18 protein-coding genes are annotated in these 15,138 nt (G+C 61.2%); 8 read left to right on the top strand and 10 right to left on the bottom strand.

Going from position 1 to position 15,138, the window contains the following annotated elements; all coding sequences use genetic code 11:
- Window positions 1–33: 33 nt before the first annotated feature.
- The 4 genes from ACRAUW_RS06945 to ACRAUW_RS06960 all read left to right on the top strand — a co-directional run bounded on the left by ACRAUW_RS06945 (window position 34) and on the right by ACRAUW_RS06960 (window position 3,631).
- The gene (locus ACRAUW_RS06945) at window positions 34–762 is read left to right on the top strand and encodes a glutamine amidotransferase-related protein (protein ID WP_431361693.1); all 729 of its coding nucleotides are present in this window, start codon (window positions 34–36) and stop codon (window positions 760–762) included.
- Between the two features lie 155 nt (window positions 763–917).
- Window positions 918–1,889, top strand: a complete 972-nt coding sequence (locus ACRAUW_RS06950; protein ID WP_113740314.1) for a LysR substrate-binding domain-containing protein — start codon at window positions 918–920, stop codon at window positions 1,887–1,889.
- Window positions 1,890–1,995: 106 nt separating this feature from the next.
- On the top strand, window positions 1,996–2,835 hold the full coding sequence (locus ACRAUW_RS06955) for a PfkB family carbohydrate kinase (RefSeq protein ID WP_431361694.1): 840 nt from the start codon (window positions 1,996–1,998) through the stop codon (window positions 2,833–2,835).
- Window positions 2,836–3,178: 343 nt separating this feature from the next.
- Window positions 3,179–3,631 carry an Rrf2 family transcriptional regulator gene (locus tag ACRAUW_RS06960; RefSeq protein WP_362792470.1) on the top strand — a complete coding sequence of 151 codons (453 nt, stop codon included), beginning with the start codon at window positions 3,179–3,181 and terminating at the stop codon, window positions 3,629–3,631.
- A gap of 235 nt (window positions 3,632–3,866) precedes the next feature.
- Here the strand turns inward: ACRAUW_RS06960 and ACRAUW_RS06965 are convergent, their stop codons facing one another.
- From ACRAUW_RS06965 to ACRAUW_RS06980, 4 genes are read right to left on the bottom strand one after another with little or no spacing between them, the layout of a single operon-like run.
- Complete coding sequence (locus ACRAUW_RS06965) at window positions 3,867–4,328, bottom strand: hypothetical protein (RefSeq protein ID WP_108542312.1); 462 nt, start codon at window positions 4,326–4,328, stop codon at window positions 3,867–3,869.
- Between the two features lie 41 nt (window positions 4,329–4,369).
- A complete protein-coding gene (locus tag ACRAUW_RS06970) occupies window positions 4,370–5,719 on the bottom strand; it encodes a sensor histidine kinase (RefSeq protein ID WP_431361695.1) in 1,350 nt (449 codons plus the stop codon).
- Window positions 5,716–6,372, bottom strand: coding sequence for a response regulator transcription factor (locus ACRAUW_RS06975; protein WP_431361696.1), 657 nt, complete (start codon window positions 6,370–6,372; stop codon window positions 5,716–5,718). Before ACRAUW_RS06975 ends, ACRAUW_RS06970 begins: the two co-directional genes overlap by 4 nt.
- 21 nt (window positions 6,373–6,393) lie before the next feature.
- A complete protein-coding gene (locus ACRAUW_RS06980; RefSeq protein ID WP_335830839.1) occupies window positions 6,394–6,732 on the bottom strand; it encodes a PepSY domain-containing protein in 339 nt (112 codons plus the stop codon).
- Window positions 6,733–6,795: 63 nt separating this feature from the next.
- On the opposite strand from ACRAUW_RS06980, the gene ACRAUW_RS06985 reads away from it, so the two are divergent.
- A complete protein-coding gene (locus ACRAUW_RS06985) occupies window positions 6,796–7,044 on the top strand; it encodes a PepSY domain-containing protein (protein WP_431361697.1) in 249 nt (82 codons plus the stop codon).
- Here ACRAUW_RS06985 and msrQ read toward each other — a convergent pair.
- Window positions 7,041–7,667, bottom strand: coding sequence for a protein-methionine-sulfoxide reductase heme-binding subunit MsrQ (msrQ, locus tag ACRAUW_RS06990; RefSeq protein ID WP_431361698.1), 627 nt, complete (start codon window positions 7,665–7,667; stop codon window positions 7,041–7,043). The two genes, ACRAUW_RS06985 and msrQ, sit on opposite strands and share 4 nt — an antisense overlap.
- The gene (gene msrP, locus ACRAUW_RS06995; protein ID WP_431361699.1) at window positions 7,658–8,659 is read right to left on the bottom strand and encodes a protein-methionine-sulfoxide reductase catalytic subunit MsrP; all 1,002 of its coding nucleotides are present in this window, start codon (window positions 8,657–8,659) and stop codon (window positions 7,658–7,660) included. Before msrP ends, msrQ begins: the two co-directional genes overlap by 10 nt.
- Before the next feature lie 368 nt (window positions 8,660–9,027).
- Between msrP and ACRAUW_RS07000 the strand changes: the two genes are divergently transcribed.
- The gene (locus ACRAUW_RS07000; RefSeq protein ID WP_431361700.1) at window positions 9,028–9,510 is read left to right on the top strand and encodes a DUF1097 domain-containing protein; all 483 of its coding nucleotides are present in this window, start codon (window positions 9,028–9,030) and stop codon (window positions 9,508–9,510) included.
- A 1-nt stretch (window position 9,511) separates the two neighbouring features.
- On the opposite strand, the gene ACRAUW_RS07005 is transcribed toward ACRAUW_RS07000, so the two are convergent.
- The 4 genes from ACRAUW_RS07005 to ACRAUW_RS07020 all read right to left on the bottom strand — a co-directional run bounded on the left by ACRAUW_RS07005 (window position 9,512) and on the right by ACRAUW_RS07020 (window position 13,602).
- Window positions 9,512–10,792, bottom strand: a complete 1,281-nt coding sequence (locus ACRAUW_RS07005) for a sigma 54-interacting transcriptional regulator (protein ID WP_431361701.1) — start codon at window positions 10,790–10,792, stop codon at window positions 9,512–9,514.
- Window positions 10,789–11,316 carry a hypothetical protein gene (locus ACRAUW_RS07010; protein ID WP_431361702.1) on the bottom strand — a complete coding sequence of 176 codons (528 nt, stop codon included), beginning with the start codon at window positions 11,314–11,316 and terminating at the stop codon, window positions 10,789–10,791. Before ACRAUW_RS07010 ends, ACRAUW_RS07005 begins: the two co-directional genes overlap by 4 nt.
- Complete coding sequence (locus ACRAUW_RS07015; RefSeq protein ID WP_431361706.1) at window positions 11,313–12,713, bottom strand: sensor histidine kinase; 1,401 nt, start codon at window positions 12,711–12,713, stop codon at window positions 11,313–11,315. Before ACRAUW_RS07015 ends, ACRAUW_RS07010 begins: the two co-directional genes overlap by 4 nt.
- Before the next feature lie 367 nt (window positions 12,714–13,080).
- On the bottom strand, window positions 13,081–13,602 hold the full coding sequence (locus ACRAUW_RS07020; protein ID WP_431361703.1) for a ferredoxin-type protein NapF: 522 nt from the start codon (window positions 13,600–13,602) through the stop codon (window positions 13,081–13,083).
- Between the two features lie 140 nt (window positions 13,603–13,742).
- Here ACRAUW_RS07020 and ACRAUW_RS07025 point away from each other — a divergent pair, with 140 nt between their 5' ends.
- Window positions 13,743–13,958, top strand: coding sequence for a hypothetical protein (locus tag ACRAUW_RS07025; RefSeq protein WP_431361704.1), 216 nt, complete (start codon window positions 13,743–13,745; stop codon window positions 13,956–13,958).
- Window positions 13,955–15,138: DNA recombination protein RmuC (gene rmuC / locus ACRAUW_RS07030; protein WP_431361705.1), on the top strand; the 1,184-nt coding region annotated here is incomplete at its 3' end. The genes ACRAUW_RS07025 and rmuC, both read left to right, overlap by 4 nt.

A 15,138-nucleotide genomic window follows, 5' to 3' on the forward strand; every position in this document is an offset into this window, starting at 1 on the left:
GTCTGCGGGGGCACTTCTGTAAAGGAGCAACAGATGCGATTGGGAATTCTCGATTGTGACCGGCTGGATCCCGATCTGGCGGATCGTTTTGGCCCCGTCTACTCCGAGATGTTTATCAGGGGGTTTCAGCCGCTGGCACCCGAGCTGGAGTTTCGGGTCTGGTCAGCCATCGATGGCGAGTTGCCGGAGGATCTGCATGAGTGCGATGCCTGGCTCATCACAGGTTCGCGCCACGATGCCTATAGCGATATCCCCTGGATCCAGGCGTTGCGCGGCTGGATCCGCCGGGCCCACGATACCGACGTCAAGCTGGCCGGGATCTGTTTCGGCCATCAGGTGATCGCCCAGGCGCTCGGTGGCGAGGTGGTGAAGTCCACCAAGGGGTGGGGGCTGGGGGTATCGGTTCACCCCATGCTGGAAGATGCCCCCTGGATGGTGCCGGCGCGGGATCATATCCGCATTCTGGCGAGCCATCAGGATCAGGTGGCGTTGCTGCCACCCGGAGCAACCCGGCTGGCGGGCAACGATTTTTGTCCCAACTTCATGTTTTTGCAGGGTGATCACATCGTCGCCATTCAGGGGCATCCGGAGTTTTCGGTGGAGTACAACCGGGCGCTGATCGAACGGCGCCGTGGCCTGCTGCCCGACGAGCGTTACCAGAGCAGCCTCTCCTCGCTGGAGGGGGAGGTGGATTCGACCACCATGATGCAGTGGTTGCTGCAGTTTTTGGGGATCCTGCCGCTGCGGGCTGGCGCGGCCTGAGCCCGGTTTGTCAGCGACCCCCTTCGGGTGCTAGATTTTGTAGCAAAATGAAGGATCAAGCGCTGCGATGTCGGGATCGGATGATACACTGGCCGCCCTTTGTGGCGGCCTGTTTGTCTGGCGTGATCGCCGCACCAGCTTGAGAGGGTGAAGCCTTGAAACTACAGCAATTGAAGTACTTGATCGCGATCCGGGACCACAACCTCAACGTCTCGGTGGCATCCGATGCGCTTTATACCAGCCAGCCCGGGGTCAGCAAGCAGATCGGCCTGCTGGAGAGCGAGCTGGGAGTGCGGATCTTCGAGCGCCGTGGCAAGCATCTGCACCGCATCACCCCGGTGGGGGAGGAGATCATCAAGTGTGCCGAGGCGATGCTCAACATCGAGAGCAAGATCAAGGCGATCTCCCGCGAGTATCTGGATCCGACCGTGGGCACTCTCAACATCCACACTACCCACACCATCGCCCGCTATCTGCTGCCCAAATCGGTTACCTACTTCACCAAGAAGTACCCCAAGATCTCGTTCCACCTCCATCCGGTGATGTCGGCGAGCAAGGAGCAGATCAGCAAGGGTTACTCCGATTTCTCCATCGTTGCCCACGAGATTGGCTTCGACAAGGAGCTGATCGCGCTGCCCGCCTACCTCTGGACCCTCTCGCTGGTGGTGCCGCAGGATCACCCGCTGGCCAAGGTGAAGAAGCCGACGCTGGAGCAGCTCTGCCACTACCCCATCCTCAGTTACGAGAGTGGCGCCACTGGCCGTCAGGTGCAGGACGAGGTATTCCATGCCGCCGGTCTCACCCCGAGCTACTACATGACGGTGATGGACGCCGGGGTGATCAAGCGCTACGTGGAGCTGGGTTTTGGCATCGGCATCATCTCCTCGCTGGTGGCCAACGACACCGACAGCCCCGGGCTGGTCTCTATCAATCTGGAGCACCTTTTCAAGCCCTGTCCGGCCCAGATCTGTTTCAGCAAGAGCATCCTGCTGCAGAACTACATGTATGACTTCATCAGCTCCTTCTCGCCCCACCTCACCAAGGAGGTGATTCAGAGCGTGATGCAACAGCCGACCCAGGCGCGCATCGACGAGCTGCTGGCCGGGGTGGAGCTGCCCATCTATTGATCCCGATCGGATTCCCGATCGCTGCCGGTTGTCTCTTCTGTCAGGCTGGGCTCTACTCGGGGTTCAGCCTGTCTCTTTTGGGCTATCTCCATCGTCCGAGGTCTCTATGTCCCGCATTCTGCTGCTTGCCAATCTCAACTGTGATCATGTGCTCTCCCTCTCCGAACCGCTGGTGGCGGGGGCCCGGCTGCAATATGTGGATCAGGGGCGCAGGTTGGGCGGCGGCGCAGCCAACACCGGCATCGGGCTGGTGTGGGCGGGTCACGAGGTGACTATCGCTTCCCGTATCGGGCTGGACGAGACCGGCGACTGGCTGCTGGAGCAGGCGGCCGGTTACGGGCTGGATTGCAGCCATGTGGAGCGCTTTGGCGGCGAGACCGGCGAGCTGCTGATCCTGGTGGACTCCACCGGCGAGCGCACCATACTGCGCCGCCCGCGGCGTCCCGATCTACCCGGCGATCTGCCGCTGGAGGGGATCGACTGCCTCTATGTGAACTATCCCGGCACCGCCATCATCAGTTACATGCGCCAGATGCTCGGCAAGAGCTTCGTGGTGGCCCAGTATCCCAAGGGCGGCCAAGCGCGCCGCCCCTGCCATGTGCTGGTGGCCTCCCGCTCCGATCTCGGCGAGGTGAGCGACCCCTGGCAGCATGCCCGCCAGCTGGCGGGGGAGCAGCTCGAATGGCTGGTGTTGACCGAGGGCAAGGCAGGGGCCGTTGCCATCCACGGTGATGAGCAGATCCGGGTCGCAGCCCGGCCAGTATCTGTGGTCGATACCACGGGGGCGGGAGATGCCTTCGCCGGTGGCCTGATCCACGGTCTGGCACGGGGCATGGCAATCGAGGATGCGTTGCAGTGCGCGGTGGACTGGGGCGCGTTTGCCGTCGCCTCCGAGAGCTCCATCCCCTCGGTCGCACTGAAAAACTGGCTGAAACAGCCCCACTGAACCACCTCCTTGACTGTCGATTGAGGGGCGGTTCGCAGGCCATATGGCTGCTGGTCGAAGGGGCTTGGCGAGGGGGACTATTCGGGAGATTTACCCGCCATAAAGCGGGTAAACGCCGGGCTAACCCGGCAAGTTTGCGATCAATCAAAGAAAGTGTCGATTTATGTGCATCTTCATCGACACCCGGTTGTGCTGCTCTTAACCTGTCACTCCGCAACTCAGATTAAGAGACAGGCCCCCTCTGGCGAACCAATGACAAACAGAGGGAAACCGGTTGTCTCCTGCCTCTTAGCTCAATGTTGTCGTCCTGATCCCTGGCTTGTAGTAAGAGGCAAGTGCAACCATGCAACTGACACGATTTACCGACTACGCCCTGCGTACCCTGACCTTCCTGGCGGTGCAGCCGGGGGATCGCCTGTCGACCATTACCGAAGTGGCCGATACCTTCGGCATCTCTCGCAACCATGTGGTCAAGATAGTGCACCAGCTTGGCATCAAGGGGTACATCGAGACGGTGCGCGGCAAGCACGGTGGCATCCGCCTCGGTCGCTCGGCGGTCTCCATCAACCTGCGGGATGTGGTGATGGACATGGAGCATGTGCTCTGTCCGGTCGATTGCAAGCGTGAAAACTGCCGACTCTCCGGCGGTTGCCGCATTCAGGGCATTCTGCGCCGCGCCATGAACGCCTTCCTCGAAGTGCTGGGCGAGTTCACTCTGGCCGATGCGGTGCGTGATCCGACCCGTCTCTGTCACTTGCTGGGTATCGAGCAGGAGTCCATCGTGACCATGGCCTGACGGGGTCTTCAATAACGAACCGGTTATGAAGGGGGCGGATGATCGTCTCTTATACGCATCTCCCAGGCACTGGCCAGGGTGGTTTTTTTGAATCAATCCGGTCCGTGATATCAGAGGATGATGAAGGAGTGCTTTGGTCCAATCACCCTCACGACACGTCATCCACCGCCAATAAAAACGGCGCCCGAAAGCGCCGTCTTTTATGCTCTGCGATAACCGGATAGCGAGAGGGAAATCAGAAATCCCCCTCTTCCATATACTCCTGCGCACACTCCACCAACTGCGGCCAGAGCTCTTCCGGCACCCAGGCGTCCGGGTCATCTTCATCCCCGTCGTACTGGCTCCAGAAATAGCGGCGCAGGCCGGAGGCAAACTCGTCGCTGATCTCGGCCAGCTCCGAGAGTGGCCCCAACCAGGCGATGCGACGCAGGCCGGAGGCGAGATCGTTGATGGCATCCATCAGGGTGCGATCATCGAAGCTCTGCTCCACCAGCAGGGTGAAGCGCTCGCGCGCCTGCTCGGTCTGCTCCTCGTCCAGCTCGCCCACATCGGCCAGCAGGTCGACAAAATCTTCCAGAAGGAACGCGATCAGGCCATCCCTGTCTTCGAACCACTGGATCTGGGCGCCCTTGACCCCCAGCACAGAGGCATCAAACGAATCGTCAAGGTGACACAGTGCCCACGGATCATCAGTCATGGTTCTCTTCCTCAGGCTAAAACAAATGCCATATGTTATGCCTAGCTCTCGACTCTTGCCACCTTGGGCAACGAGAGGGAGGCGGCCAGACCGCCCAGTTCGGCGCGGCCCATGATGAAACTGCCACGATAGGCTTCCGCCAGATCGGAGACGATGTTGAGACCCAGGCCCGAGCCCGGCACCTTCTCGTCGAGCCGCACCCCGCGCAGCACCGCCTTGGCGATCTGATCCTCGCTCATGCCGGGGCCGTCATCCTCGATACGCAAGGTGATCCAGCCCCCCAGCTCGGCGCTGGAGATGCGCAGCTCGCTGGCAGACCACTTGAAGGCGTTCTCCAGCAGGTTGCCTACCATCTCGTCGAAGTCCTGCTCCTCCACCCCGACCGCCAGATTGGCAGGCACCTGCAAGTCCACCGTCTTGCCCGGATAGAGGCGGGAGAAGGCGCGGCAGATGTACTCCACCCGCGCCCGCACCGGGGTTGAGACCCCGAGGATCTTGGCGGCACCGGTCACCCGCGCCTTGCCGAGGTGGTAGTCAATGTGGCGCTGGATCTGGTCGAGCTGCTCGCCGATGGCGGCCTGATCTTCCGGCGGCAACTGCGCTACCTGATTGCGCATGATACTGAGCGGCGTTTTGAGGGCGTGGGCCAGATTGCCGGTGTGAGAACGGGCACGCTGCAACAGCTCGCCATAGTGATGCAGCAGCCGGTTGATATCCTCCACCAACGGCTGGATCTCCAGCGGATAGCGCAGCCGGAACCCCTCCTGATGGCCCTCGTGAACCCGCCCCAGTTCGCGTCGCAGCAGGTGCAGCGGCCGCAAGCCGTAGACGATCTGGAACATGAAGCCGAGCACCAGACCGGCAGCGGCAAAGCCGAGGCCGAGAAACAGGCTGATGCGGGTCTTGTTGAGGGTCTGGGTCAGGGCGCTGCTGTCCTTGGCCATCACCAGGGTGAACACCCGATCCGAACCGGGCAGCAGCACGGTGCGGGTCATGATCAGCAGGGGCTCCTTGTTGGGCCCCTTGCCGACAAAGAGATCGCGGTCGCCAAATGCTGATTTCAAACCATGACTTTTCAGGTTGGTATCCCAAAGTGAGCGTGACCGCCCCACCACATTATCTCTAAGCTCCAGCTGCCAGTAGTAGCCTGAGTAGGGTTGAGTGAAACGGGGATCGGACATCGGCTCGGTGACTACCGGCAGCCCGCTCTTGGCCACTTCAAGACGGGAGAGCAAGTCGTAGAGTTGCAAACGCAGGCCATCGGCCTCCGCTTCCTGCCAGTAGTTGCGCATCATGGTCTGCAGGCTGAAACCGGTGGCGAACAGAAACAGCCCGCACCACACCAGCGCGATGGCGACCAATCGCCCCCGCAGGGTTCTCACCAACCTCATTCGTTGATCCGGTACCCGAGGCCGCGCACTGTCTCAATCAGATCGGGGTTGGTTTTCTTGCGGATCCGGCCGATGAACACCTCGACGGTGTTGGAGTCGCGATCGAAATCCTGAGCATAGATGTGGTCGATCAACTCGCTGCGCGACACCACCTTGCCCCTGTGCTGCATCAGGTAACCCAGCACCCGGAACTCGTGGGCGGTCAGCTTGATGGGGGTCCCTTCGTACCACACCTGCGATGCCGCCATGTCGAGCCGCACTCCGCCAATCTCCAGAATGGAGCTGGCGTTGCCAGCCGCCCGGCGCACCAGCGCATGAACCCGCGCCACCAGCTCGGCCACCTGGAACGGCTTGGTGAGGTAGTCATCGGCACCGGCGTTGAGCCCCTCAATCTTCTCGTGCAGTTGGCCACGGGCGGTCAGCACCAGCACCGGCGTATCTATCCCCTTGCTGCGCCACTCCTTCAGCACGCTCAGGCCATCGCGTCCCGGCAGGCCGAGGTCGAGAATGATGGCATCGTAGGGTTCGGTCTCGCCGAGGAAACCGGCCTCGTTGCCGTCGTGGCACAGGTCGGTGACAAAGCCGGAGAGGCGCAGCTGTTCGGCCAGCTGGCCAGCCAGCGTTTTTTCGTCTTCAACAATCAGAATTCGCATCAACAGGTTTCCAAACAGGGGTTACTCATCATCCTCGACCGGGGGCTTGGGCGGTTCGAACAGCCGCTCCAGATGGTGCCCCTTGGCCCACACCAGCTCAAGGTTGTCGGCCCGATAGGCCACCTTGATTACGCTGTTTTCCCGATCGATGACTCGCAGTTCATAGAGCCAGATACCATCCTCTTCCCCCAGATCTACCCGCAACACCCGCACTGGCAATCTGGCCGCCACCTCCATCATTTCATGGAAGGGCCGAACCCGTCCCTCATGGACAGCTTGCTGCAGCTGGGCTTCGTCAGGCGTCAACGCCTGCGCCAGCACTGGCAACAACAACCCGATCAGAGGGAGCGCTCTATTCATGGATGATTCATCTCCAAAAACCTAACATAATGGCGTTTATAGTCTGCCAGCCATGAATCCGGAATGAATATGATCCCGCGCAGTTTCCTGCTGATCCTTTGCCTGTTGAGTGCCACAAGCTGGGCGGCCCAGAGCCGTCTCGACATGGCCGGGCTGGTCAAACTCTTGCTGGCGCAAGGGTATCACGACATTCGGGAAGTGGAGCTGGAAGGGGACAAATTCGAGGTCAAAACCCTCAATCGCCAGAATGAAAAGGTACATCTCATCGTCGATGCCTACACCGGCGAAATCAAACAACAAGAGGCCAATTAGGCCTCTTTTGCATTCCAGCGTCCCCGCAAGGGGCGCAGCAGCTTCTCCCGTCTTGGCCAGAGCAGGGCGCAGGCCAGCAGCAGGTAGATGAGCGGCTCCAGCCAACCGCTCTTGAGCGACCACCAATAGTGTACCGGCACCAGCAGGGCGATGGCATAGACCCAGTTGTGCAGCTTCTGCCACGCAGCCCCCATCCTCCGCTGCAATGCGGGCAGTGAGGTGATGCTGAGGGCGGCCAGCAGCAACAGGGCCACCATCCCCACCACGATATAGCTGCGCTTGACCAGCTCGCCGCCAATCAGGCCCCAGTCAAACTGCAGATCCAGCCCCAGCCACGCCATGAAGTGGAGCAGCGCCCAGGCAAAACACCAGAGCCCGAGGGGGCGGCGCAGCTTGATGAGCTGCCCCTGCCGCCAGCGCTTGGCCAGCGGCGACACCAGCAGGGTGAGCAGCAGCAGGTTGAACGCCCCCTTGCCGAGGTAGTGGATAAGCTCGGGCACCGGATCGCCCCCCAGCAGACCTGCCGGAATGGCAAAAACCAGCCAGAGCAGGAAACCCAAGGAGCCCAGATGCACCAGTGCCCGCAGGCCGCTGATATGGGCCGGTTTCAATCTCAGTACCATTGGCGAAGATCCATCCCCTGATAGAGCGAGGCGACTTCGTCACCATAGCCGTTGAACATCAGGGTCGGCTGACGCTTGGCACCAAATACTCCACCCTCGCCGATGAAACGCTCGCTGGCCTGACTCCAGCGCGGGTGATCCACCTGCGGGTTGACGTTGGCGTAGAAGCCATATTCGTTGGGCGCCAACAGGTTCCAGGTGGTGGGGGGCATCTCCTCTACCAGCCGGATCGAGACGATGCTCTTGATGCTCTTGAAGCCATACTTCCACGGCACTACCAGCCGGATCGGCGCGCCATTCTGGGCGGGCAGGGTCTTGCCATAGAGCCCCATCGCCAGGAAGGAGAGCGGGTGCATCGCCTCGTCGATACGCAGCCCCTCCACATAGGGATACTCGATGCCGCCCCCCAGACTGGAGGCCTGCCCCGGCAGCTGTTTCGGATCAAACAGGGTTTCGAAGGCAACAAACTTGGCACGACTGGTGGGCTCGGCACGGCGGATGATCTCTGCCAGCGAGATGCCGTTCCAGGGCAGTACCATGGACCAGGCTTCAACGCAGCGCAGCCGGTAGATCCGCTCCTCCAGCTCGCTCTTGTTGATGAGATCCCACACATCGAGGGTAAAGGGCTTGGCCACCTCCCCCTCCACCTTGAGAGTCCAGGGTTCGGGCTTGAGGTAATGGCTGTTGCGAGCCGGGTCGGACTTGTCGGTGCCCAGCTCATAGAAGTTGTTGTAACTGGTTGCCTTCTCTTCCGGTGTCAGCACCAGATTGGCCGGGCGCTCGGCAGGCTTGCTGTTAAGCGGCCTGGTGGCTAATTGGGGAGCATCCTCTTTACCGCGCAGCAGATCGAGCACCCCGGCCTGAGTGGGGAAAGCGAGGGTGGCGGCGCCCAGACCCAGCCCCTTGAGAATAAGGCGGCGGTCCTGATAGACGGCTTCCGGGGTGACATCCTGTTCGGTGAGGGGGTGGGCGGTACGACGCTTGATCAACATGAAAAACTCCCGGGGCTCAGTGAGGCAGTATGGATAAGACCCGCCCCGGCAGATTTTTATTTCACACAAATTTACATCATGTGGTGCAGGGGCAGTGCCTTGGCCATGGTGCCGACCAGAAACAGGACTACGAACACCAGCAGGGGAACGATCACATTTGGCGCCATCAGACTCACTCCATGAGCAGGACAGGGCCTCTAACTATGGCCGACTGTCAGGCCGGTCACCAATGAATTTTTTTCGCGAGCGCAAGCGTATTCCTGAGTTGAAAAGGGTGATGAAGATCACACACAATTCGGCCCCCGCTTGCCGCCCCGATTGCCGGGGGTAGGCTGCCCATTTTGCGAAGCCAACTGAAGAGTCGCCCCATGAGCCCACTGATCGCCATCGCCATCACCACTGGAATTCTCTCCGCCGTCTGGGGCTGGATTGCCGTCACGTTTGGCCTTATCTCCTGGGTCGGCTTTCTCGGCTGCACCAGCTATTTCGCGTCAAGCGGTGGCTACAAGGCGCTGCTGCAGACCCTCTTCTGCAACACCAGCGGCATGCTGTGGGCACTGCTGCTGATTCATGGCGACAGTCTGTGGGGAGCGGGTGTGGCGGGTTATGTGATGACGGGGGTGGTCGCAACCCTGATGTGCGTACAGGCCAAGCAGCAGTGGCTCGGCTACATTCCCGGCACCTTTGCCGGTTGCTGTGCCACCTTCGGGGCGGCTGGCGAGTGGCGGCTGATCCTGCCCTCCCTCATCATTGGCGCCTTGTTCGGTTACCTGATGAAGGCGAGCGGCCTCTGGCTCTCCCATAAAACTCAAAAAGCCGATGCCGCTCCGGCGGTGGTTGATCCCGCCTGATTTATCCCTTCGATTTGAAGTTTGCAGCTTCGATACCGTGCCGATTCAATAACTTGTAAAAATCGGTACGGTTTCTGCCCGCCAGGTTGGCCGCCAGGGTCACATTGCCCTCGGTGGTGCGCAGCAAACGGGTCAGATACTCCTTCTCGAATTCGGCCCGCGCCTCGTTGAACGAGGGGATGCCGCCGCCACCACCGCTCAGGGCGGACTCCACCATGGAGACCCCGATCACCGGGCTGCAACAGAGGCTGGCGAGCTGCTCCACCAGGTTGCAGAGCTGGCGCACGTTGCCGGGCCAGGCAGCGGCCGCCAGCATCGCCAGCGATTCGGGCGAAAAACCCATGGCGGCGCAGTCGCTGTGGCGGTTACGGTAATCGTCTAGCGCCTGACGGGCCAGCAGGGGAATATCCTCGCTGCGGGCACTGAGAGATGGCAGGGTGATATTGGCAACGTTGAGACGGTAGAAGAGATCTTCCCGAAAGCGCCCCTCCTCCATCGCCTTGACCAGATCCTGATGGCTGGAGCTGAGCACCCGCACCTCTGGCGTGCCCTGACCATACTCCTCCATCACCTGCAGCAGCTTGGCCTGCAAGGATTCGGAGAGGTTGCCAATCTCATCGAGAAACAGGGTCGCCCCCTTGGCCTGCTCGAACAGACCGGACTGGCCATCTTCACCAAACAGCTGCAAGTCGAGTGACGCCCACGGAATGGCGGCACAGTTGATGGTATGGAGCGGCTTGTCGCGCCGCTGGCTGGCCTGGTGCAGCGCCTGCGCCATCGCCCCCTTGCCTGAGCCTGACGGCCCCATGATCAGCACCGGCACCTCCATGGTGGCAATGCTATGGGCCTGGATCAGCAGCTGTTCCAGCTGGGGATTGCGGGTCAGGATCAGCGACTGCCACTCCTGCTGCTGTTTCGGCCGGGTCAGACTCAACGCATGTTCGATGGTGGCGAACAGCTCATCCTTGTTGATGGGTTTGGTCAGGAAGCTGAATACGCCGGAGCGGGTCGCCTGAATGGCGTCCGGGATAGTGCCGTGGGCGGTCATGATGATCACCGGCAACCCCAGCCACTGGGCCTGGATCCGCTCGAACAGCGCCAGACCGTCCATGCCGGCCATCCGCAGATCGCTCAGCACCAGATCGGCCCGTTGCTGACGCAACTGGTCGAGGGCCCCTTCCGCACTGTCGGCGGTATCCACTTCATAACCCTGACTGCGCAGCCGCATGCTCATCAGTTTGAGCAGGCTGACGTCGTCATCCACCAACAGGATCCGGCTCACGGTATTACCTCGCGATTATCGTTCAGCTTGCGCTGATTAAGCTGATCGTCGATGGCGGTCAACTGTTCGATCTGGCGGCGCAGCCGCTGGATCTCCTGACTCTGGTCATCGCGACGGCTGTCGCGAACCAGCAACTGTTCGCCAAGGGCGATCCAGCTGCGCAAAAAGGCCTGCGCATCGAGCCCCAGTTCGGGCAGCATCTTCTTCAGGCGCGCCAGCCCGGCGCTGCGATTGGCCACCGATTCGGCGGGGTGGGAGTCCACCATCGCCAGACTGACCCGGCTCTCCAGATCGTCGGCCCCTTTCAGACGCTGACGCTCCTGCACCCGTTGCTGGGGGTGACTGGCCAGCAGCCAGTCGGAGTATTGCAGGCGCACCTGCATCTCCTTGTTGGCAAACTCCATCCGCTTGGCAAAAGCGATATCGGAGGAGTCCCGCTGTGGCTGTTGCGGCAGCAAGGAGCAACCCGCGAGCAGCCCTGCCATCAGAGCTGGAAATACGCGTTGTATCTTCATAGTCCTCATTTCAACGTCAACCTGAAGCAGACATCCGCCTGTTCATCCTCTACCAGAACCAGTTCTCCCCCCAGGCTGGTGGCAGACTCGCGGGCGATGGAGAGGCCCATGCCAGAGCCTTTCAAGAGACCTTGCCGCACTGTGCTGCCCTGCTCGAAGGGTTCAAAAATGCGTTGCTGATCGGCCACGGGGATCTCGGGTCCCTCGTTGGCCACTTCCAGCCAGCTTGTCTGCTCGTCCTGCCCTGCCCTGATCCAGATATTTCCCCCGCTGGCGCCGTAACTGACGGCGTTGGAGAAGAGGTTATCGAGGATCAGTCGCAGCCGATAGGGCTCCGCCCACAGGGTCACTGGCACGGTCGGCAAGTGTACACGGATCTGCTTGGACTCCAATGCCAGCCGGTACTCTGCAGAAAGTTCCGACAACATCGGCAGCAGGGGAACGGGCTCCAGTTCGAAGGCCTCCTGCTGGCTAAGCCGGTTGAAGTCGAGCAGCCGCTCGATCAGGGTCTGCAAACGCCGACTGTTCTCGTCGAGCATCTGGCAGATCTCCAGCTGCTCCGTCGTCAACGGCCCGACCAACTGCTCACAGAGCAGATCAGTACCCTCCCGCAGCACCGCCAGCGGGGTCTTGAGCTCGTGGGAGACATGGCGCAGGAACTGGTATTTCTGCAGCTCCAGTTCCTTGAGTTTGTCGTGCAGCCAGAGGATCCGCTCCCCCAGCAATACCAGCTCGGCAGGGCCGTCAACCGGCTTGGGATCGGGTTCGACCCCGGCTCCCAAACTCAAGATGCGCGACTCAATCTGTCGTACCGGGTGGATGATGAGGTAGGTAAAGATAAAGACCATCAGCAGGCTGAGCGCCGCCACCGCTCCGCTCACCCACCAGAGCTCGCTGGTCAGTCCGGCGATGGTGAGCTGCACCCGATCCATGTGTTCGTCAACCCGGCTGCGGGTGCCCGCCTCCAGCTGCTGACTCAAGCGATTGAACTGGTTGAGGATGTCACCCGCCACCGCCTTTTTGGCCTGTGCCCCCTCCTGCAACGAGCCGAATTGCGCGAGCAACTCGTCAAGGCCGCCATAGAGTTGGGGATCCGACAGGGAGTTGCGATGTTCCGCCAGCAGGCGGTGATACTCTGCAAGCTGCAATCGGTAACTGGCCAGACTGCGGCTATCCCCCAGCACCGCGAAGCGGCGCAGGGTGCGCTCGATATCGATAGCCTGGGCGGTGAGCAGAGTGGCCCGGCGGGTATCCTTGACCGCCCGTGCCATCTCATCGCTGGTGAGCTGGCTGAGGTGGGCAAGAGCAGTACTGTTGTGCCAGATCATGCCACCCAGCGGCATCAATACCAGCACAAACCCCATCAATACCACCTGCAGCAGGGAGCGTGGACGAACCTTGGTCATCATCTCTTCTCTTGCATTTTCACCGGTGCGCCAGCATAGCCACACTGCCACAAAAAACAAAAGCGGCCGAACAGAAAGCGCTGACCGTAGCTGTGGTTGAAAATGGAGCAGCAGGCCTGCCGGATGAGGACCCGGGATGGAGTGGTCTTGCAAGCGTCTGGCGATAGGTGGTTAACCGGGAGCAGGAAAAAGAGCAAGCGAGTGGGGAGGGCTTCTATAGCGATGCTTTCGATAGCGGTACTATGGCGGTACTAAGGGAGGGGGGGCTGCTTTCGGTGATCAACCCGCCCTGAAGACATGAACTGGTATTGTCTCCTGAGTCCCGGGCAATATGAGCAGGAGAGATACTGATGCTCTCTTTTACCTGTCAGCGACTGCCTGGCTGGCGGATCAGGGAGATGGCGCCGTGCAGGCAGGCGAGGCCGCAGGCACCACAGCCATTGCAGGCATCCATGTTGACGTTGATGCCATCGGCCGTGGCCTTGATCGCCTGTTGCGGGCAGGCATCTTCACAGAGCAGGCAGTAGAAGCCCTGCCGTGCCTGACAGCTCTCTTCAATCTGCACCCGGGTCTGCACCTGCCGACCCAGTTGCAGGTCGAGGGCGCCGGTGGGACAGGCTCTGGCGCAGCTGCCGCAGTAGCTGCACTGGCCGCAGGCGAGATCGAGCACCGGGGTACCGGCGATGGGGCTCCCCTCGTACTCCTCCTGGGTGGCCGGTTTGAGCAGACCGCGCGGGCAGGCCTTGAAACACTCGCCACAGCGGGTGCAGAGGGAGAGGTACTGGGACTCCTCGATGGCCCATGGCGGGCGCGCTTCATGGCAAATCACGGCGGGCTTGCGGGAAGCTTGCCAACCTTGTGTCAGCCAACGGAGGAAATAGTGAGTCATGCTCGCCCCTGATACCTATTAGGGGTTAATTTTATCGAAGTTTCGGGAAGCAGGCCAGAGAATAGCGGCCGTCAGGATCGCAAGCGCAGTTGCCCTTGTGTAAGCTAGGCGGGTCTTTTTACGTGGTTGAATGAAATCATATGTGGCTATTTCTCTGGCGTGCGTCCCTGCTCTATGTCTTTCCCCTGCTGATGTGGGCCTACTGCCGCATCAAGGGTATCGAGTTCGCCGAGCTCGATACCGGCGTCAACACCCATAAGTGGGTGGTGCTGGCCGCCTACCTTATCTACGTGGTGCTCTGGCTGTTGGTTAACCGCTATCTCGAACTCTTCCTGCGCCAGCGGAGCCGCAAATGATCGACCCAGGACTCTGGGGGATCTTGCTGCCTGCCGCCGTGCTGGCCATCGGGCTTGGCTGGCTGATAGGGCGACGGGCCGCCACGGCGCAGGCTCAGGAGCTGCTGCTGGCGCAGGAGCGGCATCAAGCGTTGCAGGATCGCTTCGACGAGTTGCAGGATGAGCGGATGCAGGGCCAGCAGAAGCTGGATCAGCAGCAGGCCCTGCTGATCAAGCTCACCGCCCGCCTCAAGGATGCGGAAGCGACCCTGCGCAGCGAACGGCTGGCCGCCGCCGAGAAGCTGCAACTGCAACAGGAGGCGGAGCAGCGCCTCAGCCAGCAGTTCGAGAATCTCGCCAACCGGATCTTCGAGCAAAACTCCGGCAACTTCCGCGAACTGAACCAGAACAGCCTCGATCTGCTGCTCACGCCGCTCAAGGAGCAGCTCGAGGGCTTTCGCCGTCAGGTAGGCGAGACTCACGCGCAGGAGACGGCCCAGCGCCATAGCCTCAAGTTCGAACTGGAGCGCCTCGCCGAGCTCAATGCCCGCATGACCGAGGAGGCGGCGGCGCTGACCCGCGCCCTCAAGGGCGACAGCAAGCAGCAGGGCAACTGGGGGGAAGTGGTGCTGGCGCGGATCCTCAGCGAATGCGGTTTGCGCGAGGGCCACGAGTACCACACCCAGGTCAATATCGAGGTGGAGAAGGGCAAGCGCTACCAGCCCGACGTGATTGTCCACCTGCCGCAGGAGAAGGACATCATCATCGACGCCAAGGTGTCGCTGACCGCCTACGAGCGCTGGTACAACGCCGAGGACGAGCTGGAGAAGGCGGTAGCGCTCAAGGAGCACGTCGCCTCGGTGCGCAACCATATCCGCGAGCTGGGCCGCAAGGATTACCAGCAGTTGCCCGGGGTGCGCACCCTCGACTATGTGCTGATGTTCGTGGCGGTGGAGCCCGCCTTCCTCACCGCGATGGAGGCCGATCCCTCGCTGGTGCGTTACGGCCTCGACAACAACATCCTGCTGGTGAGCCCCACCAACCTGATGGTGGCGCTGCGCACCATCGAGAACCTGTGGCGCTACGAGCGGCAGAACCAGAATGCCCGCCAGATCGCCGAGCGGGCCGGTCGTCTCTACGAAAAGCTGCGGCTGTTTGTCGAGGAGATGCAGCAGATGGGCGGCAGCCTGCACAAGGCGCA

The sequence above is a fragment of the Aeromonas sp. genome (assembly GCF_050633025.1).
Lineage (GTDB): Bacteria > Pseudomonadota > Gammaproteobacteria > Enterobacterales > Aeromonadaceae > Aeromonas.